General features: G+C 37.9%; 22 protein-coding genes and 2 pseudogenes. 7 read left to right on the top strand and 17 right to left on the bottom strand.

Going from position 1 to position 23,016, the window contains the following annotated elements:
• Nucleotides 1–51: 51 nt before the first annotated feature.
• Both pgm and seqA read right to left on the bottom strand, forming a co-directional pair.
• On the bottom strand, nucleotides 52–1,713 hold the full coding sequence (gene pgm, locus AC27GZ_RS07085; protein WP_487094203.1) for a phosphoglucomutase (alpha-D-glucose-1,6-bisphosphate-dependent): 1,662 nt from the start codon (nucleotides 1,711–1,713) through the stop codon (nucleotides 52–54).
• Between the two features lie 58 nt (nucleotides 1,714–1,771).
• Nucleotides 1,772–2,356, bottom strand: a complete 585-nt coding sequence (gene seqA / locus AC27GZ_RS07080; protein WP_487094202.1) for a replication initiation negative regulator SeqA — start codon at nucleotides 2,354–2,356, stop codon at nucleotides 1,772–1,774.
• Nucleotides 2,357–2,460: 104 nt separating this feature from the next.
• Here seqA and AC27GZ_RS07075 point away from each other — a divergent pair, with 104 nt between their 5' ends.
• From AC27GZ_RS07075 to AC27GZ_RS07050, 6 genes are all read left to right on the top strand, one after another.
• Nucleotides 2,461–3,252, top strand: a complete 792-nt coding sequence (locus AC27GZ_RS07075; protein WP_487094201.1) for an alpha/beta fold hydrolase — start codon at nucleotides 2,461–2,463, stop codon at nucleotides 3,250–3,252.
• Nucleotides 3,253–3,401: 149 nt separating this feature from the next.
• Nucleotides 3,402–3,623, top strand: a complete 222-nt coding sequence (locus tag AC27GZ_RS07070; RefSeq protein ID WP_487055805.1) for a DUF2788 domain-containing protein — start codon at nucleotides 3,402–3,404, stop codon at nucleotides 3,621–3,623.
• A complete protein-coding gene (ybfE, locus tag AC27GZ_RS07065) occupies nucleotides 3,623–3,904 on the top strand; it encodes a LexA regulated protein (RefSeq protein ID WP_487094200.1) in 282 nt (93 codons plus the stop codon). Before AC27GZ_RS07070 ends, ybfE begins: the two co-directional genes overlap by 1 nt.
• 32 nt (nucleotides 3,905–3,936) lie before the next feature.
• Entirely contained in the window at nucleotides 3,937–4,461 is a 525-nt protein-coding gene (gene fldA, locus AC27GZ_RS07060) for a flavodoxin FldA (RefSeq protein WP_487094199.1), read from the top strand.
• Nucleotides 4,462–4,648: 187 nt separating this feature from the next.
• Nucleotides 4,649–5,092 (top strand): ferric iron uptake transcriptional regulator, encoded by a 444-nt coding sequence (gene fur / locus AC27GZ_RS07055; RefSeq protein WP_487094198.1) that lies wholly within the window; start codon nucleotides 4,649–4,651, stop codon nucleotides 5,090–5,092.
• A 100-nt stretch (nucleotides 5,093–5,192) separates the two neighbouring features.
• The gene (locus tag AC27GZ_RS07050) at nucleotides 5,193–5,651 is read left to right on the top strand and encodes a methyltransferase family protein (RefSeq protein ID WP_487094197.1); all 459 of its coding nucleotides are present in this window, start codon (nucleotides 5,193–5,195) and stop codon (nucleotides 5,649–5,651) included.
• A 13-nt stretch (nucleotides 5,652–5,664) separates the two neighbouring features.
• On the opposite strand, the gene AC27GZ_RS07045 is transcribed toward AC27GZ_RS07050, so the two are convergent.
• Both AC27GZ_RS07045 and AC27GZ_RS07040 read right to left on the bottom strand, forming a co-directional pair.
• Complete coding sequence (locus AC27GZ_RS07045) at nucleotides 5,665–5,859, bottom strand: DUF1289 domain-containing protein (RefSeq protein WP_487094196.1); 195 nt, start codon at nucleotides 5,857–5,859, stop codon at nucleotides 5,665–5,667.
• A 94-nt stretch (nucleotides 5,860–5,953) separates the two neighbouring features.
• Nucleotides 5,954–6,358, bottom strand: coding sequence for a putative signal transducing protein (locus tag AC27GZ_RS07040; protein ID WP_487094195.1), 405 nt, complete (start codon nucleotides 6,356–6,358; stop codon nucleotides 5,954–5,956).
• A 195-nt stretch (nucleotides 6,359–6,553) separates the two neighbouring features.
• On the opposite strand from AC27GZ_RS07040, the gene sstT reads away from it, so the two are divergent.
• Nucleotides 6,554–7,789 (top strand): serine/threonine transporter SstT, encoded by a 1,236-nt coding sequence (gene sstT / locus AC27GZ_RS07035; protein ID WP_487094194.1) that lies wholly within the window; start codon nucleotides 6,554–6,556, stop codon nucleotides 7,787–7,789.
• A gap of 52 nt (nucleotides 7,790–7,841) precedes the next feature.
• Here sstT and tilS read toward each other — a convergent pair whose 3' ends face one another.
• From tilS to rseP, 13 genes and pseudogenes are all read right to left on the bottom strand, one after another.
• The gene (gene tilS, locus AC27GZ_RS07030) at nucleotides 7,842–9,203 is read right to left on the bottom strand and encodes a tRNA lysidine(34) synthetase TilS (protein ID WP_487094193.1); all 1,362 of its coding nucleotides are present in this window, start codon (nucleotides 9,201–9,203) and stop codon (nucleotides 7,842–7,844) included.
• A 67-nt stretch (nucleotides 9,204–9,270) separates the two neighbouring features.
• Nucleotides 9,271–10,227 carry an acetyl-CoA carboxylase carboxyl transferase subunit alpha gene (gene accA / locus AC27GZ_RS07025; protein ID WP_487094192.1) on the bottom strand — a complete coding sequence of 319 codons (957 nt, stop codon included), beginning with the start codon at nucleotides 10,225–10,227 and terminating at the stop codon, nucleotides 9,271–9,273.
• 64 nt (nucleotides 10,228–10,291) lie between these two features.
• Nucleotides 10,292–13,834: a DNA polymerase III subunit alpha gene (gene dnaE / locus AC27GZ_RS07020; protein WP_487094191.1), complete on the bottom strand. Its 3,543-nt coding sequence runs from the start codon at nucleotides 13,832–13,834 to the stop codon at nucleotides 10,292–10,294.
• Nucleotides 13,827–14,468, bottom strand: a complete 642-nt coding sequence (rnhB, locus tag AC27GZ_RS07015) for a ribonuclease HII (RefSeq protein ID WP_487094190.1) — start codon at nucleotides 14,466–14,468, stop codon at nucleotides 13,827–13,829. The genes dnaE and rnhB overlap by 8 nt, the downstream gene beginning before the upstream one ends.
• Nucleotides 14,469–14,470: 2 nt before the next feature.
• Nucleotides 14,471–15,655: a lipid-A-disaccharide synthase gene (gene lpxB, locus AC27GZ_RS07010; protein ID WP_487094189.1), complete on the bottom strand. Its 1,185-nt coding sequence runs from the start codon at nucleotides 15,653–15,655 to the stop codon at nucleotides 14,471–14,473.
• Between the two features lie 5 nt (nucleotides 15,656–15,660).
• Nucleotides 15,661–16,431, bottom strand: coding sequence for an acyl-ACP--UDP-N-acetylglucosamine O-acyltransferase (gene lpxA / locus AC27GZ_RS07005; RefSeq protein ID WP_487094188.1), 771 nt, complete (start codon nucleotides 16,429–16,431; stop codon nucleotides 15,661–15,663).
• A gap of 32 nt (nucleotides 16,432–16,463) precedes the next feature.
• Nucleotides 16,464–16,916 carry a 3-hydroxyacyl-ACP dehydratase FabZ gene (gene fabZ, locus AC27GZ_RS07000; RefSeq protein WP_487094187.1) on the bottom strand — a complete coding sequence of 151 codons (453 nt, stop codon included), beginning with the start codon at nucleotides 16,914–16,916 and terminating at the stop codon, nucleotides 16,464–16,466.
• 105 nt (nucleotides 16,917–17,021) lie between these two features.
• Nucleotides 17,022–18,068 (bottom strand): UDP-3-O-(3-hydroxymyristoyl)glucosamine N-acyltransferase, encoded by a 1,047-nt coding sequence (lpxD, locus tag AC27GZ_RS06995; protein WP_487094186.1) that lies wholly within the window; start codon nucleotides 18,066–18,068, stop codon nucleotides 17,022–17,024.
• A gap of 9 nt (nucleotides 18,069–18,077) precedes the next feature.
• Nucleotides 18,078–18,596 carry an OmpH/Skp family outer membrane protein gene (locus tag AC27GZ_RS06990; RefSeq protein ID WP_487094185.1) on the bottom strand — a complete coding sequence of 173 codons (519 nt, stop codon included), beginning with the start codon at nucleotides 18,594–18,596 and terminating at the stop codon, nucleotides 18,078–18,080.
• Nucleotides 18,597–18,658: 62 nt separating this feature from the next.
• Entirely contained in the window at nucleotides 18,659–21,133 is a 2,475-nt protein-coding gene (bamA, locus tag AC27GZ_RS06985; protein WP_487094184.1) for an outer membrane protein assembly factor BamA, read from the bottom strand.
• A 132-nt stretch (nucleotides 21,134–21,265) separates the two neighbouring features.
• Nucleotides 21,266–21,405, bottom strand: a pseudogene (locus AC27GZ_RS06980) (zinc metallopeptidase RseP); the annotation flags it as partial.
• 38 nt (nucleotides 21,406–21,443) lie between these two features.
• A pseudogene (locus AC27GZ_RS06975) lies at nucleotides 21,444–21,608 on the bottom strand (zinc metallopeptidase RseP); the annotation flags it as partial.
• A gap of 38 nt (nucleotides 21,609–21,646) precedes the next feature.
• Complete coding sequence (rseP, locus tag AC27GZ_RS06970; protein WP_487094537.1) at nucleotides 21,647–23,008, bottom strand: sigma E protease regulator RseP; 1,362 nt, start codon at nucleotides 23,006–23,008, stop codon at nucleotides 21,647–21,649.
• Nucleotides 23,009–23,016: the final 8 nt, after the last annotated feature.

The following is a 23,016-nucleotide window of genomic DNA, read 5'->3' as shown; positions in this document are numbered from 1 at the left end:
ATAACCTTTGTTATTTTATTTAAGCATTGTTTGAATGCAAAACATTTGGTTTTATAAACCTGCTGCAGTAAATGCAGCACTAACGATATCTTGTGCTTCACTAATTATCGTTTGCAAATGTTGCTCATCAATAAAGCTTTCTGCATATATTTTGTAAATTTCCTCTGTGCCAGAAGGGCGCGCCGCGAACCAGCCATTATCTGTTGTTACTTTAATCCCACCAATAGCAGCATTGTTACCCGGTGCATGTGAAAGAATTTGCGTGATTTTTTCACCGGCTAAGGTATCTGCGACAACATCGTCAGCTGATAAGGCTGTTAATACTTTCTTCTGCTCAAATGAAGCAACAGCTTCAACTCGCCCATAACAAGGTTGCCCTAGCTCATCTGCCAGCGCTAAATAATGTTGATGTGGATCTTTACCGGTAACAGCAAGAATTTCTGCGGCTAATAACGCCATAATAAAGCCATCTTTATCCGTCGTCCATGTGCTGCCATCTCGTGCAATAAATGCTGCGCCTGCACTTTCTTCTCCGCCAAACGCATAGCTAGAGTCATTAAGACCATCAACAAACCATTTAAAACCAACAGGTACTTCAGATAAAGGACGATCAATTTTGTTAGCAACACGATCAATCAAGGAACTTGATACTAAGGTTTTGCCAATTTTACAGCTTTGTGGCCAATCCCTATGAGTCATTAAATAGTTAATTGCCACAGCTAAATAATGATTTGGATTCATTAATCCGCCAGATTTAGTGACTATACCGTGGCGATCAAAATCTGGATCATTACCCACGCTAATATCAAAGTCATCTTTCATGGCAATAAGGCCTGCCATTGCGTATGGAGATGAACAATCCATACGAATTTTGCCGTCTTTATCCAGTGGCATAAAAGCAAAACTAGCATCAACCACAGGATTAACCACTTGTATATTAATACCATACTTTTCAGCGATTACTGGCCAGTACGCTATACCAGAGCCACCGAGAGGATCAACACCTATAGTGACTCCTGCTTTAGCAATAGCTTGCATATCAATCACTTTTTCAAGTTGGTTAACATAAAGCTCAATAAAGTCTTGCTTCGTTAATAATGCAGAAGTTAACGCTTGGTTATATGCTATTTGCTTAACATCAACCAAATTAGCTTCAATAAGGGTATTTGCCCGTTGTTCTATTTGTTTTGTGATATCACCTTCAGCTGGACCACCATGAGGAGGGTTATATTTAATACCTCCATCCGTTGGGGGGTTGTGTGAAGGTGTGATAATAAGCCCATCAGCAAGTTCTTGTTTATCTGAATTATTATGATCGATAATTAAACGGGAGATAACCGGTGTTGGAGTAAATCCTCCACCCGAGAGTGCATCATGTTGAATAACCACATTAACACCATTAGCAATAAGCACAGAAATCGCACTCGCGAATGCTGGCTCAGATAAAGCATGAGTATCTTTACCTAAAAAAAGTGGTCCTGTGATATTTTGTGATGCTCTATATTCCGCTACTGCTTGGCATATCGCTATAATATGGTGTTCGTTAAAACTGGTTTTTGCCGCAGTACCTCGATGGCCAGAGGTACCAAAGCTTACTTGCTGCGCAGTAATAGCAACATCAGGCGATTTTAAAAAATAATCACTAACTAATTGGCCAATATTAATTCTATCTTCTGGTCTTACCGGCTTACCGGCATGTGGGTGCACTGACATTATCTTTCCTTGTTTTTCAAGTTGTTCGCATCGTCGCTAAAAGGCATTAGGTCGAGGGTTATAATAAATCTCGAATTTCTTCTACTTCTGACACTTCATAGCCTAATGACATAGCGGCCTTGGTAAGCATCATCTTTTTACGGGTAGTGTTTGAGTTAGTCATTACCCAAAACGGGCTATCTGGAATTTGTTTAGGTTTAGTACTGCTACCGCTTGCGGCTAACTCAGCTTCGCTATGAGCAAAATACAAACGATCACGACCACAAATTTCAGTCACTACTTTAAAGGTATCAGGGTTTGCACGGTATAAAGCTGCTAAAATCAATAAGAATCGACCTACCGCACCACGTTGCATGGCTAACTCTTCTTTATTGATAAAATTAAAAACACTTTCTCGGCTTGTGATTTTATCGGTCATTTCATCTTGACTTAATGGTTGATTATCAACCTCAGCTGCTGCGCTATTTGGTATTGGTGCTGCTTCTCTTATACTTGCAACAGGAGTACTTTGCGTATTCTCTGCATTACCTTTCGCTTCTAGCGATAATAAACGGCGTAATATACTTGAAGCACTTTCACCAATAGCTTGAGTATTTGAGACTATGTATTGATATAGCTCTTCATCTATTTCGATATTTTTCATTAAAAACCCTACTGCTAATGAGAAAAAAGTCATTGCGCAAGATTATACCCAAACTACCTTATATTTCATGGTAAAATTGCCATAAGTTTAATTTTTTTAATTATATGATGACAAATAACAACACGACTCCACTACTGAACTACCAACAATCTGGCAAAGGTGAACATATCATCTTGATTCATGGCTTATTCGGCAGCTTAGAAAACTTAAATATGGTTGCCAAAGCTTTAGCCGAAAATTTCTGCGTTACTAGTATTGACGTGAGAAATCATGGCAACTCATTTCACCAAGCTGGCATGGATTACACTGATTTAGCGCAAGACGTTATAGATTTATTAACCTCTCTATCCATAGAGTCTTTCCATTTGTTAGGCCACTCAATGGGAGGAAAAATAGCCATGCAAATAGCACTTTCTCATCCACAGAAAGTGAAAAAATTAATGGTTGCTGATATTGCCCCAGTTCAATACCCTGCTCACCATTTATCAATTATTGCCGGTTTACAAGCCATAGATTTCACCAAGGTAGAAAAACGCAAAGATGCCGATCTACAGCTTGCCCAATATGTTGACGACGTTGGTGTAAGGCAATTTTTACTACGTAATATCAGTATGAATGATAAAGGTGAATTCACTTTTAAATGCCACCTCAATAATATAGAACAAGGTTACCAGCAAATTATGCAAGGGTTAGATACTGATTCCCAGCCATTTTCTGGTGAAACCTTATTTATTAAAGGTGGCCAATCTAATTATATTTTACCTGAGCATCAAGGAGCTATCACTAGCTTGTTCCCCTCAGCTAAAGCGAAAATAATTCAAGGTGCTGGCCATTGGCTACATGCAGAAAAAACAACCGCATTCAATAAAATTGTCGCTGACTTTTTAGCCCGTTAGCAGGCAAGTAGCGTACTTTTGATATAGCTCAAAAAGCATAAGAGATAAAACAGCGATAATTTTTATCTTGAAGTGCTAGAAAATAATGAGTTTGCATCGACACTATGCTATAGTGCCGCCAATTTTTTTAGGCTTATAAATTAACTTGCATGCTAGCTGAACATTTAGAGCTGATAGAAGCTATCGGTCTTAATTTATTTTTTCTCTTTATTTTTGGTTTTATTGGTTTATCCATTCATGATGTGATGAATAAAAATGATGTTCCAAAGATGGGCAAACTAGTTGTTTATTTTGTGCTTTTTTTAGGCTGCGCCGGTTTTATTGCTAAAGGTATTATTCAATTCGTCTGGGAAAGTCAGGGGGTTGGCTAATGGCAAAGGAACTCTCTGATTTAACGACAATCGACTTATTTCAAGATGAAAAGCGTCCTGGTCGCCCAAAAACGAGTCCACACACTCGTGATGTACAAATACGTATAAATAAGCGAAACCAAGTTAAAAGAGATAAAAACAAAGGCTTAAAACGCGTCGAATTTAAAATACACCAAAGCCTATTCGAGCAATTAGAACAATTGGCTAAAAGTAAACAGCTTAGCCGAAGCGAATTAATAGAGCTGCTTTTGACTCAGTCATTAGCAAATGAACAAAATTAAACAAATTAAATTGAAGTTAAAGGTAAATTCCCATGGCAATCGTAGGTTTATTTTTTGGTAGTGATACCGGTAATACTGAAGCTGTAAGTAAAATGATCCAGAAAAAACTGGGTAAGAAAATGATCGATGTTAAAGATATCGCAAAAAGCACTAAAGAAGAGATCGCTGAGTTTGATCTGCTTATTTTAGGCATTCCTACTTGGTACTACGGTGAGAACCAATGTGATTGGGATGACTTTTTACCTGAATTAGAAGAAATTGATTTTACCGATAAATTAGTCGCTATTTTTGGTTTAGGTGACCAAGAAGATTATGCTGAATATTTTTGTGATGCTATGGAGCCACTGCGCGATATTGTTGAAAGTAAAGGTGGCATAGTAGTAGGCAACTGGTCTACTGAAGGTTATGAATTTGAAGCCTCTAAAGCGCTTATTGATGAGAATACCTTTATTGGCTTATGTATTGATGAAGACAGACAACCTGAATTAACTGATCAGCGAGTTACTGAGTGGGTTAACCAACTGAATGATGAAATGTGTTTGGCTGAGCTATCTTAATTTCAGCCAATCTTAAATTTATCTAGTTACTATCTAATTAGTAATACAATAAAAGCTCATTAAATGAGCTTTTATGCTTTTTATGGCAAAAAAAACATAAATATTGAAACTAAACCTTTAATCACATGCCTTAAGATCCTATACTTTTGTTTTTATCGTAATTACTTTATTTAGAGAATTGACCTACATGGCAGATCAAAACGAAGAATTAAAAAGAGCCGGATTAAAAATCACCCTGCCACGCATTAAAATCTTAACTATTTTACAGCAACCTAACAATCAACACATCAGTGCTGAAGATGTCTATAAATTATTATTAGAGCAACAAGAAGAAATTGGTTTAGCAACGGTTTATCGAGTATTAAATCAATTTGATGATGCGGGAATAGTCACTAGACATCATTTTGAAGGTGGTAAATCAGTTTTTGAATTAGCACATAAAAAACATCACGATCACTTAGTGTGTTTAAAATGCGGTAAAGTCGTTGAGTTTGAAGATGACGTGATTGAACAACGACAATCAGATATTGCCAAATCTCACAACATTCATTTAACCAACCATAGTTTGTACTTGTATGGTGAATGTGAAGATAGCAACGCATGTGAAGAATATCGAAAGGCTAATTTATAAAAAATTAGCTATGCACCTAAAATAAGGCTGTTGACCAAAGAGGTTAATAGCCTTTTTTATTTAGTCACGTAACTTAATGACATAATTGAGTAACATAACTATGAATTTAGAGCTAAAAGTCATCCCGCCAGTTCAACTTATCATTTCAGCACTTATGATGTTTGCAATAAGAAGTCATTTTCCTGAGTACCAACTTAGCTTGCCACTACATCTCACTATTACGATTTTTTTATTAATATTAGCTTGTATTATAGGTATTTTAGCCTTATACGATTTTCATAAACATCAAACCACCTTTCACCCACATACTCCAGAAAAAACCAGTACAGTCGTCAATACAGGCGTTTATGCTTATTCAAGAAATCCTATGTATTTAGCGATGGTGATAGCGCTAATAGCTTTGGTAGTGTATTTACAAAACCTAACGACTTTAGTGGTTATCCCAATGTTTATTTTTTATATCACGCGTTTTCAAATCATCCCAGAAGAACGCATGCTCAAAAAAATGTTTTCTGATGAATATCAGGCCTATTGCCAAAAAGTTAGACGTTGGATTTAAGGTTCAAAATGTCTTAAGTATTTTCATGAACTTTGGCTATTTGTTTTTTACATCGAATTACTATCGCTATTTTTTCGTCTTCTGGCTTATTGATCCAACCCGTAATTTCCTCAGAAGTTCTAAAGCAGCCTTGACATATATCTTCACTGTCTAAAACACATTGACCTATACAAGGCGTAATTACATTACGACTATTTCCAATAAACATATCACTAAACTCTACAAAAATTTTAAATACAATTAAGTACTAAATTAAGTACTATTAAACACAGAGCGACAATCCACCGACTAACGCTTACATATTATTTTGATGGGTTAAAGTGCCCACAGTCACTACATTTAAGGCCATGTTTATAAAAAAATAACGGAAACTCTGCAAGTAAGAATACTAAAAATGCTGGCACTTTTCCCTTAGTAAAAGGTGTCAGGTTTTCACCAGCACATTTTGAACACTTTTCATCTACGATTTGGCATTCATTTTCAACTTCCGATGAGAAGTTTCCTTGTAAAATTGCTATTGCTTCCTGTTCATGCTCTTTTGATATCAGCAGGCGTACGCCACCCATAGCATCAGAATACAACCACTGCATATTAATAGTATGCTCATCGGTTAAAAAAGCTGGAATACCAGCACTTTCTAGTGATGCCTTGGCAATATTAGCGTCTAATGGAAATGAATATCTAGCAATCACAATCAAATGACTCATATCTCTCCAGTAAATTTACTTTCAATAACTGTTTTACAGGTTAGTTTTTCATACAACCTCAATTTTAACTGTATTTGAGTAAATGTTATATAGTGCAATTAATCACTTCTAATATACCGATTAACGCTTATCGCTAGACAAACAACCAAGGCAATGATAAAAACCTGCATATAATAAATATCTTCAGGCAGGAACATGACTAGCCAAAATACAAATATCACTCAGACTTCTTTACTCAGCAAACTCACTTCTTTCAGTTTAGTCACACAAATTATAATAGCTATTATTTTAGGGGTCATACTTGCCGTCGCAAGCCCTGAAATAGCAAAATCATTTTCAATGCTTGGCAGCTTGTTTGTCAGTGCACTAAAAGCTGTTGCACCTATATTAGTGTTAGTGCTTGTCGCATCAAGTATAGCTAATCAAAAAATGGATAGTGATGCCGAACTAAAACCTATCATTGGCTTATATTTAATTGGTACGCTCAGTGCAGCCTTTGTTGCTGTCATATTAAGCTTTTTATTCCCTACAAGCTTAACGTTAGATCTTGCTAGCGCTAGTGCTAATCCGCCACAAGGTTTAGGTGAAGTATTATCAACTCTAGCTTTTAAAGTTGTTGAAAACCCTATCAGTGCCATTGCTAATGGTAATTTTATCGCGGTACTTGCTTGGGGATTAGGTTTAGGCTTTTCATTAAAGCATGCTAATAGTCAAACAAAAACAACGCTTCATGATTTCAGTGACGCCATTGCTAGCATTGTAAAAATCGTTATTCGTTTTGCTCCAATAGGTATTTTTGGTTTAGTAGCAAATACAATTGCAACAACAGGTTTTAGCGCTTTAGCACAATATAGCCATTTAGTAGCGGTGTTATTAGCAGCTATGTTGATTATAGCTTTAATAATTAACCCTATTATTGTCTTCTTGGTCATGAAGAAAAACCCTTACCCTTTAGTTTTTACTTGCCTTAGAGAGTCAGGTATTACTGCATTTTTCACACGCAGCTCTGCGGCGAATATACCCGTAAATATGGAGCTTTGTCGTAAGCTTGAATTACACGAGGATACTTATTCTGTCTCTGTACCTCTTGGTGCTACGATTAATATGGCTGGTGCAGCCATAACTATAACCGTATTAACGCTTGCTGCAGCTCACAGTTTAAATATTGATGTCGATTTTGGCACTGCAATACTCTTATCTATCGTTGCTTCAATTTCAGCTTGTGGTGCTTCGGGGGTTGCTGGTGGTTCATTATTACTTATTCCTCTTGCTTGTAGCTTATTTGGTATTAGTAATGATGTTGCCATGCAAGTGGTTGCTATTGGTTTTATTATTGGCGTGATTCAAGATTCCGCTGAAACAGCGTTAAATAGTTCTACTGACGTTGTATTTTCTGCTGCAGCTTCACACCATATCACTAAGAATTTATAAGTATTTCAACTTACTTGTAGGAGCCTCTATGCTCCTACAAGTGGACTAGCTATTACTGTTTTAGTAGTAATGAAAGGTATAAACAATCTTCTGAGCTAGTTTGAACGGTATAATCCTGACAAACAAAGTGCCCAATTGCAGCTATAAATTTATCATTACAATATAAAAATGGGATACGCTTTCTCTGCCATGAGGGAATATTTAGCTCCTGTAAAACTTTCTTTAAATGACGAGAGTGTTGCCTAAATTCTGGCAAACATTTTGGGTTATCATGGCTAAACTTTAAGGTAAGACGTTCACAGTCTTTAGGTAAAGCAATAATCTGCCCTTGTTGATTCACATCAGCCACTGTCGATTTCATCAAGCTATAGTGCAATATTCCGATATCATCAGGTAACGAGGCAACACAGTTTTCTTTTTGTAAATCAAGGTCAAGTTGCCAATGACTGACGTCATTATAGTCAGGCGTTAAATACATTGAGTTTTTAAAGCGTCGAAAATAGTGCTGGCCCACTTTAATACTCGGATTTTTATCTTCTTTAGCCGTAAGTTGACTCTGCAATTGTACTAATTGCTCCGTACTTGGCATTAGATAATCTTGTTGAGCTAAAAAGTAACGAATCAAGTTATTAAATCGAGCGGGAGATAATGAGGTTAACTGTATAACGGATAAGCTATTATTCTCGAGTAAACAAACTTGAAGATCTTGTGCGGCTAGTTCATCTAACAGTAATTGCCCTTGTTGACAATGTTCACTACTACGATTAATTGTATCTGCGATACTAGGCCAACGCTTTGATAATAACGGCATGATATCGTTACGGATAAAATTTCGGTCAAATTGACTATCAGCATTCGACTCATCGTCAACCCAAGTTAATTGCTGCTCATTAGCGTAATCAAGAATTTGTTTACGGCTAATGTTTAGCAAAGGGCGAACAATAAAATCTTTTCCAAGCTTAACTTCACTGGTCATTGCTGATAGGCCTTTTATACCAGAGCCCCGTTTTAAGGCGAGCAAAAAAGTCTCGGCTTGGTCATCACTATGGTGACCGGTGAGTATTAAAGATGGCGTGATTGATAGACTCTGTAGAGCTTGGTATCTAGCATCTCTAGCTATTGCTTCTAATGACTGTTGAGCTTTGTGCTCAATCGTAACTTGCCTACAAGTGAAAGTTAGTTTTAATCGAAGGCATTCTTGCTGTGCAAAGTCTTGCCATTGCTGAGCATTATCACTAAGACCATGATTTACATGACAAACTGTGAGGCTGTTTGAGAAAAGTGATTGTTGCTTGAGTGATGCTAAAGCATGAAGTAATACTTGTGAGTCGACACCACCACTATAAGCAACGACCACAGGCATATCTGGGTGTTTACTTATGGCAATGAGAAGTGCCTGCTCAATTTTATTCATAATAAAACTAGTGGTAGTTGAAGCTACAAACTAGGCAGCTTCAACCTTATCCGTTTTACCTTACGGTTTAACAATAACCAAAAGACATTAAGCGATCATAACGTTTTTCAATTAATTGCTCTTTATCAAGTGATGATAGCTCGCTTAGATCTTTTTTAATTGCTTGCTTTAAGATTGCAGCCATTTGATCCATATCGCGGTGGGCACCACCTAGTGGCTCTTCAACAACGCTATCAATTAGCTCTAATTCTTTGATACGTTTTGCGGTAATTCCCATAGCTTCTGCAGCTGTTGATGCCTTTTCTGCTGTTTTCCACAAAATAGAAGCACAACCTTCTGGCGAGATTACAGAGTACGTTGAGTATTGCAACATGTTAACTCTATCACCAACTCCAATAGCAAGCGCGCCACCAGAGCCACCTTCACCAATTACAGTACAAACAATAGGTACCGTTAATCGCGCCATCACTTTTAAGTTTTTCGCGATAGCTTCACTTTGACCACGCTCTTCAGCGCCAATACCTGGGTAAGCGCCTGGAGTGTCGATGAAAGTAATGATTGGCATATTAAAACGCTCAGCCATTTCCATTAAACGTAATGCTTTACGGTAACCTTCAGGGCGAGGCATACCAAAGTTACGTTTAACTTTTTCTGCTGTAGAGCGACCTTTTTGGTGACCAATAACAACGACAGGTTGACCGTCTAATCGAGCTGTACCACCGACAAGAGCATTGTCGTCTGCATAAGCTCTATCACCCGCTAGTTCATCAAACTCCGTAAAAATACGAGGTAGGTAATCTAATGTGTAAGGACGTTGAGGGTGGCGAGCAACACGTGCTGTTTGCCACGGGTCTAAATTAGCAAAAATCTTTTTGGTTTGATCTTTATTTTTTTCACGAAGCTGGGTAATTTGCTCTTCTAAATCAAGATCTAATTCTTGCCCAGTATTAACAAGTTTAAGCTCTTCAATTTTAGCATCAAGCTCAGCAATAGGTTGTTCAAAGTCTAAAAAGTTTAATGACATAGTGTTCTCTGTATCTAATAACTCTGTGTTTAGGATTCTTTGTTAAGAGAATCTAATTTCAAATTTACTTAAACTGTAAGGTGACGCTTTCTTCACCTAATAATTCTTTTAAATCATATAATAACACATCTGTAGGCGAAACTCGCCATTGTACACCAAGTTCTAGCATTCCACGTGCTTCTTCACGCTGATAAAAAACTCTAACTGGGCAAGTACCTTCTTTATGTGGTGTTATTATTTGGCTAAATTGTGCCATAAAATCAGGACCAATTTGTGTTCTATTTACTTTCACATCCAGCGAAGTAACATTGTTTTCTCTAGCGTCAGCAATGGTCATGATATCTCGGGCGGTCATTGTATTACCTCCGGAGTAATCATCAAAGCTGACCTGTCCACTACAAACCAAAATTGCATCGGTGACAAGTAATTCAGCAAAGGTATCGTAGTCATCAGGGAATAAACGTACATCCATCCGAGCGCTTTTATCATCAAGGGTTACTAACGCCCAACGACGGCCTCGTTTATTCACCATAACGCGAACACCCAAGACTAGGCCTACAGCTATCGCTTGTTTATCACGACCTGTCGGCTGCATACCCACTAATCGGCTTGTTGCATACTTTTTAATTTCAGATAAATAACGATTAATTGGGTGGCCAGTTAAATAAAGGCCTAATGTTTCTTTCTCACCATCTAGCCAAACATCTTCAGGCCATTTTTTTACTTCTTTAAATGCTTGGCGAGAATCCGTTTGCTCATCGTTTATTAAACCAAATAAATCATTTTGCCCTAACGCCTCAGCTTTGGCATGTTGCTCAGCCGCTTTAATAGCTTCAGGCAAGGTTTCAAATAAAGCAGCGCGATGAGGTAGCTCTTTTCCATCTTCCGTCAGTTTATAAGTTGGTCCTAACGCATCCATAGCGCCTGACTTAACTAACTTTTCGAGAACACGTTTATTAGTTTTCTTTAAATCTAAACGAGCACAAAAATCAAATAAATCAATAAAAGGTCCACCTGATTGTCGAGCAGCAATAATGGCTTCAATTGGCCCTTCACCTACCCCTTTTACGGCACCAATACCATAAACAATCTGATCTTTCTCGTTAACCGTAAACTTATATTGGCCAACATTAACATCCGGCGGCAGTAGATCAATGCCCATATTGCTACACTCATCAACTAAGGTAACAATCTTTTCCGTATTGTCCATATCCGCTGACATAACCGCAGCCATAAAAGGTGCAGGAAAATGGGCTTTCATCCATAAAGTTTGATAAGAAACTAACGCATAAGCAGCCGAATGAGATTTGTTAAAACCATAACCGGCAAACTTCTCGACCAAATCGAATATCTTCATGGCGAGTTCGCCATCAACACCTCGATCAACAGCCCCTTGTTCAAAACCTGCACGTTGTTTTGCCATCTCTTCAGGTTTTTTCTTACCCATAGCCCGACGAAGCATATCGGCGCCACCTAATGAGTAGCCAGCTAAAACCTGTGCAATTTGCATTACCTGCTCTTGGTATAAAATAATACCGTAAGTTGGCTCTAACACCGGTTTTAAATCTTCATGTTGCCAAGTTTCATCTGGATAACTTATTGCTTCTCGACCATGCTTACGCTCAATAAAGTTATCAACCATGCCTGATTGAAGAGGACCAGGACGAAATAGTGCCACGAGTGCGATAATATCTTCAAAACAATCTGGTTTTAGCTTGTCTATTAACGACTTCATACCGCTAGATTCAAGCTGGAATACTGCAGTTGTTTGCGAAGCAAGCAGCAACTTAAAGCTGGCTTTATCCTCTAAGTCAATGGCAGCTATATCAATGGGTTCTTTACCGGCTTTTAATAATTTTTCATCGGCCATTTCAATGGCCCATTGCAAAATAGTAAGAGTACGTAAGCCCAAGAAGTCAAACTTAACCAAGCCTGCATCTTCAACATCATTTTTATCAAATTGTGTAACAGGGTTATTACCTTCATCGTCACAATATAATGGTGCAAAATCAGTAATGGTGGTTGGGGAAATAACAACACCACCAGCATGTTTACCCGCATTTCGAGTTGTGCCTTCTAGGATACGACACATATCAATAAGATCTTTTACTTCTGAATCTTGCGCATAGGCTTCGGGTAATTTAGGCTCTTCTTCAAATGCTTTTGCTAATGTCATACCCGGTGTAGGGGGAATAAGCTTTGAGATTCTATCAACAAAACCATAAGGGTGACCTAATACTCGGCCAACATCACGAATAACAGCCTTAGCCGCCATAGTACCAAAAGTGATAATTTGTGATACAGCATCTCGACCATAAAGCTCTGCGACATGGTCAATAACTTCATCACGTCTATCCATACAAAAATCGATATCAAAATCCGGCATTGAAACACGTTCAGGATTTAAGAAACGCTCAAAGAGTAAATCGAATTCAAGTGGATCTAAGTCAGTAATATCGAGTGCATAAGCTACTAATGAACCTGCACCTGAACCCCGTCCTGGGCCTACAGGAATATTGTTATCTTTACTCCATTGAATAAATTCCATTACGATCAAGAAGTAACCCGGAAAACCCATGTTGTTAACAACTTCAAGCTCAACTTTTAAGCGTTCATCGTAAGGTTTTCTAATTTCCGCAAAGTCATCAGCTTCGGTATCAAATAATTGTTTTAAGCGCTTTTCTAAGCCTTCTTCTGACACTTTAATAAAGTAATCATTAATTTCCAAACCATCTGTCGGGAAGTCTGGTAAAACATATTCACCTAGTGTGACGGTAACGTTACAGCGCTTGGCAATTTCTACCGAGTTCGCTAATGCTTCAGGTATATCGCTAAATAGCTCACACATCTCATCTTCTGAGCGCAAATATTGTTCTGTGCTATAGCGTTTAGGTCTACGTTTATCATCTAAGGTGAAACCGTCATGGATAGCCACTCGAATTTCATGAGCATCAAAATCATCAGGTGAAAGGAACATCACCTCGTTTGTTGCCACTACAGGTAAATCACATTTACTCGCTAACTCAACTGCCAGATGAAGGTAGTTTTCTTCATCATTTCTTCCTGTTCGAATGAGTTCTAAAAAGAAGCAGTCATTAAAGTGGTGTTTATAAAAACTCACCATGTCAGTAACCAGTGCCTGATTACCTTTGAGTAATGCCTTGCCTATATCGCCTTCTCGACCACCCGAAAGCAATATCAATCCTTCTTTATATTCAACCAGCCAAGCTTTATCGATAACGGCTCTATTTTGCAAATGACCACGCATATAGGCTTTAGAAATAAGCTCGGTCAGGTTTTTATAGCCAATATTATTGGTTGCTAGCACTACTAAACGCGATAACTCATCACCTAACTCCTCACTTTGTACCCAGAAGTCACAACCTATAATCGGTTTAATACCTGCACCGTGAGCAGCATGGTAATATTTTACTAGGCCACAAAGGTTAGTTTGATCGGTGAGCGCTAAAGCTGGCATTCTTAAATCAGCCGCTTTAGCAACAATAGGTTTTACTTTATTCAAGCCATCACACATAGAGTAATCACTATGAATACGAAGGTGAATAAATTTAGGTGGCTGTGATACTGGCTGCATTGCTTCAGTCATGGCGATTACCTTGTGCTAAAACCTGAGCCACGGGTTTAAAACTTTGTCGGTAACAATCAAGCACGCCGTGTTCAATTATTTTTTCTAAATGAAGTTTAGTTGGGTAGCCTTTATGTTTTGCAAAACCATATTCTGGGTGTAAAACATCTAAAGCGATCATTTCTTCATCTCTAGCTACTTTGGCAATAATAGACGCAGCACTGATTTCAGCAACGCGTGCATCACCTTTTACAACAGCTTCACTGGGAATATTACCTTCATCACAGGCAAATGTTGGCGTACGATTACCATCAACGAGCACGTAGTCAGGAATAACATCTAATCCTTGAACTGCACGCTGCATGGCTAACATGGTTGCGTGAAGAATATTTAACGTATCTATTTCTTCAGGACTAGCACGGCCAATTGACCAAGATGTTGCTTTTTGTTTAATTTCTTCACTTAATACTGCTCGCTTCTTTTCTGATAATTTTTTAGAATCCATAAGCCCTTCAATAGGGTTATCAGGGTCTAAAACAACGGCAGCAGTGACAACATCACCAACAAGTGGGCCACGACCAACTTCATCAACACCTGCAATACAGTATGCAACTGGGTATTCAAATGCTGGTAAGATCTTTTTAGCGTTTGTCATAGTTAAGCGTTATGAGTGAAATGAGTTGGTAATAAAGCCAGTACTGCTTTTGCAGATTGTGCACTAGCGTCACACTTTAGCTGCTGATGAATACTTTCATAAGCCTCGTTTAGTTGACTTTGATCTTGGTAAAGTCGCTCTTTCACTAGAGGAACAATATTTTCAGGACAAACAGCATCTTGCAAGAGTTCAGGTACTAACTCTCTATCCATAAGCAAGTTAGGCAGAGAAAACCATTTCAACTTAACTAAACCTTTAGCTAATAAGTAGGTAAATGGGCTGAATTTATAACAAATCACCATAGGTCTTTTAATCAATGCTGCTTCTAAAGTTACTGTGCCTGAGGCAGTTAACAAGCAATCACTTGCAGCCATCACCGTTTGTGTTTGCTCTATAATAAGCTCAATGTTTAGATCCGGGGCCAATTCTGCTTTTAGAGCAGTAAATTGATCAGCACGTTTTTGACTGATCATAGGAGCAACCAAAATTAATTGTTCATCTTCTTGCTGTAATTCTCTGGCACTTTTAAAAAACGGCGCTAATAAACGCGAAAGCTCACCGCCACGACTACCTGGCATTAACGCTAATACTTTTGCTGCTGAAGGTAGCTTAAGTTTTGCTCTGGCTTGTGATTTATCACTTTGCATGGGAATATCATCAGCCAATGGGTGGCCAACAAAAGTGCAAGGGACCTGATGCTTATCATAAAAAGCTTTTTCAAAAGGCAAAAGAGATAGCACCATATTAGTCGCTTTCGCTATTTTAAATATACGCTTTTCACGCCAAGCCCAAACCGAAGGGCTGACATAGTGAACCGTTTTAATATTATATTTTTTTAAACGTAGCTCTAAACCAATATTAAAATCTGGCGCATCAATACCTATAAAAACATCGGGTTTATTTTCAGCAAAATAATCAACAAGTGACTTTCTGACATGAAGTAAGCGTCTAAGGCGCCCTAGTACTTCAACAAGCCCCATAACGGCCAGCTCTTCCATTGCAAATAAACTTTCAAAGCCAAGTTTTTGCATTTTAGCGCCACCAATGCCAATAAACTTAGCATTAGGGTATGTTTTTTGAAGTGCTGAGATTAAACCTGCACCTAAGGTATCACCTGAGTGTTCACCAACGACAATGGCGAATACTGGCTGTGTAGACTGTGATGGTAATGACGGTTTAGCTTCCATTAAAGTTAACGAATAATACCGCGAGTTGAATTTTTAACAGAATCAGTGAATACCTTTAGCTCTTTTGAAGAATCACCTTGAGCTTCAATAGCAGATAATGCTTCTTCAACAGAAAGTTTTTTACGATAAACGTTTTTATAAGCACGCTTAATTGCCATGATATTTTCACTGGCAAAGCCACGTCGCTTCAAACCTTCACTGTTTAAACCAAAAGGTTTCGCTGGATGTCCCGATGCCATCACGTATGCAGGAACATCTTTAAGCACTAGGGCGTTGGCTGCGATAAAACAATGTGAGCCAATATGACAAAATTGGTGAACACCTGACATGCCGCCAATGATGACATGATCTCCAACATGAACATGGCCGGCTATCGATGCATTGTTCGCCATAATACAGTGATTGCCTACCATACAATCATGCGCAACATGGGTATAAGCCATAAATAAATTATTGCTACCAATTTGAGTCAGACTATTATCCTGAATGGTTCCTCGATGAATAGTGCAACACTCCCTAAAAGTATTGTTATCACCAATAACCAACTCAGTAGCTTCGCCAGCATATTTTAAATCTTGGCAGTCTTCACCTATGCTGGCAAATTGAAAAATTCTATTTCCTCGACCTATTTTTGTAGGGCCATTAATAACAACATGTGAGCTAATCTCACAGTCATCACCGATGACTACATCGCTAGATACATAAGTCCATGGCCCGATAGTAACATTGTTACCTATAACAGCACCGGGCTCTATAATCGCTTGAGGATGAATCATACATTTACCTTGTTAAGTTTTAGGCAAAAGCCCTACATTGCTCGGCGGGCACACATTAAATCGGCTGAACAAACAACCTTGCCATCAACTTTTGCTTCACCATAGAACTTCCACATACCGCGGCGCTCTTTAATAAATTCAACATGAAGGTGCATTGTGTCACCCGGTAAAACAGGTTGCTTAAAGCGTGCTTTATCAATAGAGGCAAATAAATACATTTCTTTTTCATCACGGCCTTCAGTGCTTTTAAAACCCAAAATACCTGTTGCTTGCGCTAATGCTTCTAATATTAAAACCCCTGGAAAAATAGCCACCTCTGGGAAATGACCTGTAAAAATAGGCTCATTGATAGTAACATTTTTTATGGCATGTAAGGTTTTACCAGGCTCATGGTCAACAACTTTGTCAACAAGTAACATAGGATATCGGTGAGGAATAAGATCTTTAATTTCATTCAAAGAAATTGGTTTTTTAATAGTGTCCAAATGATTTTTCCTTTCATTGGCTGTACTTCTATATGTATAGAAAAGTACTAGAGATTTGCGTTATTATATTTTTATTATTATTTTAACGAATAAGCAAGAATACAGCTACTTATTTTCAAGAAGTTTTTCGAGCTCTTTCACTCGCTTAGCAAGGCTATCAAGTCGTTTGACTCTCGCATTGGTTTTATGCCATTTACTATTAGTCTCAACTGGCATACCAGATGAGTATACGCCAGGCTGAGTAATATTTTTAGTCACCATTGACATACCGGTAAATACACAGTTATCAGCAACGGTAATGTGCCCATTAATACCAACAAGCCCTGCAATAGTACAATTTTTACCAATAATTGTACTACCTGCTATAACACTACAAGCAGCCATTGCTGTATTTTCACCAACAATAACATTGTGTGCTATTTGAATTTGATTATCGAGGATCACGCCATCTTTAATAATGGTATCTTCTAAGGCACCTCTATCAATAGTAGTACTAGCTCCTATCTCAACTTGGTCACCAATAATAACACTACCTAGTTGAGGTATTTTATGCCATTTATACTGTTCATTGACAGGTGCATAGCCAAAACCATCTGAACCAATGACCGTATTAGCTTGGATCAAGCAGCGCTGACCTATCCTCACTTCATGATAAATACTGATATTACTCCACAGTTGAGTATCACTACCAATACTTACATTTTTACCTATAAAGCAACCAGCACCAATACTGACGTTATCAGCCAGCTTCACACCCGATTCAATAACAGTATTTGCACCAATACTTACATTATTACTCAGTGAGGCATCGGGATGAATAACAGCACTCGGGTGAATCCCCTCTGCTACGTTAGGTGTTGTATCAAGTAGGTTAGCGAGTAAGGCATACCCCATATACGGGTTATCCATTACTAAAGCAGAAGTTTGGCAATCTGCCAGTGCTTCAGGGGATATAATAACCGCACTGGCTTGTGTATTAGCTAATTGACTCGCATATTTACTATTAGCCAAAAAGGCCACTTGCCCTGATTTCGCGTTAGCAAGTGTTGCTAAACTGGTAATTTCAGTATTTTCTGAACTAGCTGAATTATTATCAACAACTAGTTCAGCACCTATTTTTTGTGCAAGCTCAGCTAAAGTAAAACAAGACATTGCTATCAATTACTTAAGCTTACTAACTTGCTCAACAACTTTTGAAGTGATGTTGTGTTCAGGCTTTGAGAAAATTACCGCTTGCTTTGAAAGTACAAGATCATAATCATCTTTAGCAGCAATATTATCAACAGCTTGTGTAACTAAAGCAAAAAGTTTGTTGGTTTCTTCATTTTTGCGTTGTGCAATTTTTTGTTGAAACTCTTTAACTTTTATTTGGTAATCTTGGTATAACTTAGCAATTTTACCTTGTAATTCTTGCTTCTGTTTATCGTTCATAACAGAGCCATTACGCTTTAAGTTTTCATCTTCAAACGTTAAATCTTTTTGTAATTGCTCAATAACAGCTTTTTCATCTTTAAACTCAGCTTCTAAACTTTGCATTAATGCTGCTGATTGAGGAATTTGATTGATTGCTTCTTGCACATTCACTACGGCAATTTTTTGCTCAAAAGCCATTGCACTGCTTGCTAATAATAATGATGATGCTGCAGCAGTTAATGCCATAGATTTAATAAGTTTTTTCAATTTTAGTTCCTCTTCGTTCTATTAATTCGTTTATCCTACCAAAAAACTAGTAAGCTATTAAGTTAAAAAGTGCTACCAATATTAAAGCTGAAGAAAGCCGTGTCGTCGTCTTCTTCTTCTTTAATGGTTTTAGCAAAGTTAAATATCATTGGTCCCATTGGTGATAACCATTGTATTGACATACCACCAGAGGCACGATAACGCCCTATATCAGAATAATCATCTAATTTGGCTAGTTCTTCAGGTGCTAAATCTTGATAATCAGCAATATTAAATTCTGTATCCCAAACATTACCCACATCAACAAAGAAGCTAGTTCTAACGCTGTTGCTATAACTCTCATCTAAAAATGGCGTAGGTACTATCAGTTCAACACCACCGACAGCAATAGCATTACCACCAACTGATCGTGGAGATACTTGAATATAATCGTGATCTGGTCCTAAACAACATGCAATTCCACCTGTTGGGTTAGGCGTACCACCAATTTCTGTTGGGTAACGATACACGGCGCGAGGACCAACGGTGTTATTTTCAAAACCACGTAAGGTATCAGAGCCACCTGCACGGAAATTTTCCCAAAATGGCAATAACTGATCATGCCCATTCACTTGACCGTAACCATTACCATAACCCATTTGTAATCGAGTTAATACTGTCCAGCGCTGATTCCTCGTTAATGGGAAGTAAAACTTAGTATCTAAGTTAATTTTGAAGTATTGCACATCAGATGTATTTGGCGTCGTCATTTTAAAGGTTAAACTTTGTTGAGAGCCTGCTGACGGGAAAGTACCACGGTTTAACGTTGAACGTGAAAGACTCGCGCTCACATCATAGTTTTTAAACGCTAATGGCGCATCAGGGTTATTAGGATCAGAGTGTAAATCATAAAAAGTTTGAATTTGCTCATAAGTTTCTAATGAGGTGATTTCATTATTTTTAAAGCCTACACCAAAACCAACGCGTACATATTCATTGATAGGAAAGCCCCAGTTAAGGCCTACACCATACGTTTTGTTGTTATACTCAACTAAGTTAGCACTACCTGCATCAAATGCTTGATAAAATATTTGTCCGCCAAGGGATACAGCATCAACCGTGAAGTAAGGGTCGGTATATGAAATACTCGCACTTTTTGAGTAAGTATTGGTATTAAGATTAAGGCCTAAACGATTACCTGTACCTAAAAAGTTATTTTGTTGTATACCGGCATTTAAACTTAATTTAGTAGAATCACCGTAACCAACACCTGCAGTAAATGAACCAGAAGCTTGTTCTTTGACGGTGAAGTCCACATCAACTAAGTCTTCCTCACCCGCAATTTGATTAGTTTCAAACTCAACGGTTTCCATGTAAGGCAAACGAGATAAACGCGCCTTTGAGTGTTCAACTAGGCTATTTGATAACCAAGCGCCTTCCATTTGTCTAAGCTCGCGGCGTAATACACGATCAGCCGTAACGCTATTACCGCTAAAGTTTACTTTATTTACATAAATACGCTTACCTGGATCAATCGAGATAGAAAGCTTAACCGTATTATCTTCATCATTGATATCAGGGATAGTGGTCACTTTCGGGTAAGCATAACCAAAACGACCTAGAAATTTACTGATAACTTCTTCGGTATAAGTAACCTCTGCACCATTATATAAATTTTCAGCTCTTAACGGGTTAATCGCGCGAATAGTCTTTTCAAAACCCGCCATATCGCCAATAAAGTCGACTTCAGAAATAGTATAAGTTTCACCTTCAGTGACATTTAAGGCTATATAAACAGATTGCTTATCTGGCGTCATTGATACTTGTGTGGAATCAACCTTAAAACGTAAATAACCACGATCTAAATAATAGCTGTTGATTGTTTCCATATCGCCTTGAAGTGTTTGCTTCTGATACCTATCAGAAGCCATAAAATCCCACCATGGCGAGTCATAAGTTAATTCAATTTTTTCAAGCACTTGAGCATCAGTGAAAACTTCATTACCAACAAGGTTAATTTGTTTAATTTCAGCTGCATCACCTTCAGTAAAAACAAACTCAAGGTTTACCCTGTTGCGTGGCAAGTGAGTAATTTTAGTAGTGACATTGGCATTATATTTACCGACACTATGGTAAAAATCTTCCAAACCCATTTCTATATTTGCAATAACAGTACGATCAAGCGTTTCACCAACACGAATATTACTACCATCTAAACTTTCTGTGAGTTGTTCATCTTTTAAATCACTATTACCATCAAAAGTGATTTCACTAATAGTTTCGCGTTCTCGAACACGGTAAATAACGCGGTTACCATCACGATAAACACGAATATCATTAAAGTGTCCTGATTTATATAAGGCTTTTATTGATTGTGAAATTCTAAATTGATTTAACTGGTCGCCGACATTAAATGGAATATGTGTTAATGCCGCACCTAAAGCAACTCGCTGTAAACCCTTTACTTCGATATCTTCAACCTGAAACTCTTCAGCTGCTTGTGCTGTTGTACCTAAAGCACCTAAAAATAAGGCAAAGGCTAATTTTTTAATTATCATAAATATTTACTTTGTTACTTCTTTATTACTATAAATTTTAATGTGCAATCTGTATTGCTATCGGGGCATTCCAGTGCCCGCCATCAAGTGCTGGTTTACTTGTTTAAAAAGAAAAAGGTTAATCACCCACTTTTATCCTAATACCCGACTAAAATCATTAAACAGTGCGATACTCATTAATACTAATAACGCTAATGCCCCAAACTTAAAACCGGCTTTCCTGTTAAAAGCTCTATAAGATAATAGAGTAAGTGCCCGTCATCAAGTACTGGTTCACTTGGTTAAAACGTAAAAGGTTAATTACTCTCTTTTATCCTAATACCCGACTAAAATCATTAAACAGTGCAATACTCATTAACGCTAATAACGCTAATGCTCCAAACTTAAAACCAGCCTCTTGAATATTTTCTGGAACGGGCTTTCCAGTTAAAAGCTCTATAAGATAATAGAGTAAGTGCCCGTCATCAAGTACTGGTTCACTTGGTTAAAACATAAAAGGTTAATTACTCTCTTTTATCCTAATACCCGACTAAAATCATTAAACAGTGCAATACTCATTAACGCTAATAACGCTAATGCTCCAAACTTAAAACCAGCCTCTTGAATATTTTCTGGAACGGGCTTTCCAGTTAAAAGCTCTATAAGATAATAGAGTAAGTGCCCGCCATCAAGTACTGGCAACGGTAAAAGGTTAATTATTCCTAAATTAATACTAATCAGGGCTAAAAAGCCTAAAAAGTATACAAAACCATAGCCCGCACTATCACCCGCTCCTTGAGCTATTGCAATAGGACCACTTAAGTTTTTAACTGAGACATCACCCGTTATTAGTTTACCGATCATATCAAAGCTCAAAGTAACTAAATTCCATGTACGAATGATACTTTCTTCTAAGGCTGAAAATAGCCCATAAGATAATTCTATTTGATAATCACTTGGCCACTCATCTGCTTTAGGTGTTACACCTAGGTAACCAACAAGCGTACCATTACGATCAACACCTTTTGGCGTGACATAAAGTGTTTTAGTATTGCCTGCGCGCTCAATAGTTAATGTGACTTCCCTATCTGGGTAGTTTTTGATCTCCTTGGAGAAGTCTAACCAGCCTGGTGCAAGTTCTTTTTCATTTATTGCAATCAACGTATCCCCTACTTGCAAGCCTGCATTTTCTGCAGGACTATCTGGCGATACTTGTGCTATTTCATTATGTACTTGAGGACGAAATGGCGTAATCCCTAAACTCGTTAACGCTGAAGTTTTCTCTGGTGAAAATTGCCATGCTGTTGTATCTAATAGATGAGTAGAAATAAACTGACTATCATTAGTTTTAGTCTTAAAAACAATTTCATCGCTGCCAATTTCCCCAACTAAGGCTAAATTAACATCTTGCCAATCACGGACTCTATTTCCTGCAATTTCAATAATTTCAACGTTACTTGGTATTTTTGCTTGTGCGGCAATAGAGTCTGCGGTTATAACACCAATAACAGGCTTAATACTCGGCACACCAATTAAAAACATAAGGTAGAAAGCAAAAATCGCAAAAATAAAATTAGCAAAAGGTCCTGCGGCAACTACCGCGATACGTTGATACACAGATTTACTATTAAACGTTTTATCTTTATCTTGCTCTGCAACATCATCAACACGTTCATCAAGCATTTTTACGTAGCCGCCTAAAGGGATCATAGCGACAACATACTCAGTACCATCAGCAGCCGTTTTTCTCCATAAAGGCTTACCGAAGCCTACTGAAAAACGCTCTACTTTTATGCCATTTTTTCTTGCAACCCAAAAGTGACCGTATTCATGAACAGTTACTAATATACCCAACGCAATAACAAATGAAGCTATATTTCTTACAAACTCAAACAACGCAAAAT

This window comes from Colwellia sp. SU-HH00943, assembly GCF_057546125.1.
The sequence above is the reverse complement of the archived record's forward strand: the minus strand, read 5'-3'. Positions and strand labels throughout refer to the sequence as shown.

What these genes read in the sequence shown, in the direction of transcription:
- pgm (WP_487094203.1), bottom strand. Translation starts at nt 1,713, where the DNA reads ATGTCAGTGCACCCACATGCCGGTAAGCCGGTAAGACCAGAAGATAGA.
- seqA (WP_487094202.1), bottom strand. Translation starts at nt 2,356, where the DNA reads ATGAAAAATATCGAAATAGATGAAGAGCTATATCAATACATAGTCTCA.
- AC27GZ_RS07075 (WP_487094201.1), top strand. Translation starts at nt 2,461, where the DNA reads ATGATGACAAATAACAACACGACTCCACTACTGAACTACCAACAATCT.
- AC27GZ_RS07070 (WP_487055805.1), top strand. Translation starts at nt 3,402, where the DNA reads ATGCTAGCTGAACATTTAGAGCTGATAGAAGCTATCGGTCTTAATTTA.
- ybfE (WP_487094200.1), top strand. Translation starts at nt 3,623, where the DNA reads ATGGCAAAGGAACTCTCTGATTTAACGACAATCGACTTATTTCAAGAT.
- fldA (WP_487094199.1), top strand. Translation starts at nt 3,937, where the DNA reads ATGGCAATCGTAGGTTTATTTTTTGGTAGTGATACCGGTAATACTGAA.
- fur (WP_487094198.1), top strand. Translation starts at nt 4,649, where the DNA reads ATGGCAGATCAAAACGAAGAATTAAAAAGAGCCGGATTAAAAATCACC.
- AC27GZ_RS07050 (WP_487094197.1), top strand. Translation starts at nt 5,193, where the DNA reads ATGAATTTAGAGCTAAAAGTCATCCCGCCAGTTCAACTTATCATTTCA.
- AC27GZ_RS07045 (WP_487094196.1), bottom strand. Translation starts at nt 5,859, where the DNA reads ATGTTTATTGGAAATAGTCGTAATGTAATTACGCCTTGTATAGGTCAA.
- AC27GZ_RS07040 (WP_487094195.1), bottom strand. Translation starts at nt 6,358, where the DNA reads ATGAGTCATTTGATTGTGATTGCTAGATATTCATTTCCATTAGACGCT.
- sstT (WP_487094194.1), top strand. Translation starts at nt 6,554, where the DNA reads ATGACTAGCCAAAATACAAATATCACTCAGACTTCTTTACTCAGCAAA.
- tilS (WP_487094193.1), bottom strand. Translation starts at nt 9,203, where the DNA reads ATGAATAAAATTGAGCAGGCACTTCTCATTGCCATAAGTAAACACCCA.
- accA (WP_487094192.1), bottom strand. Translation starts at nt 10,227, where the DNA reads ATGTCATTAAACTTTTTAGACTTTGAACAACCTATTGCTGAGCTTGAT.
- dnaE (WP_487094191.1), bottom strand. Translation starts at nt 13,834, where the DNA reads ATGACTGAAGCAATGCAGCCAGTATCACAGCCACCTAAATTTATTCAC.
- rnhB (WP_487094190.1), bottom strand. Translation starts at nt 14,468, where the DNA reads ATGACAAACGCTAAAAAGATCTTACCAGCATTTGAATACCCAGTTGCA.
- lpxB (WP_487094189.1), bottom strand. Translation starts at nt 15,655, where the DNA reads ATGGAAGCTAAACCGTCATTACCATCACAGTCTACACAGCCAGTATTC.
- lpxA (WP_487094188.1), bottom strand. Translation starts at nt 16,431, where the DNA reads ATGATTCATCCTCAAGCGATTATAGAGCCCGGTGCTGTTATAGGTAAC.
- lpxD (WP_487094186.1), bottom strand. Translation starts at nt 18,068, where the DNA reads ATGTCTTGTTTTACTTTAGCTGAGCTTGCACAAAAAATAGGTGCTGAA.
- bamA (WP_487094184.1), bottom strand. Translation starts at nt 21,133, where the DNA reads ATGATAATTAAAAAATTAGCCTTTGCCTTATTTTTAGGTGCTTTAGGT.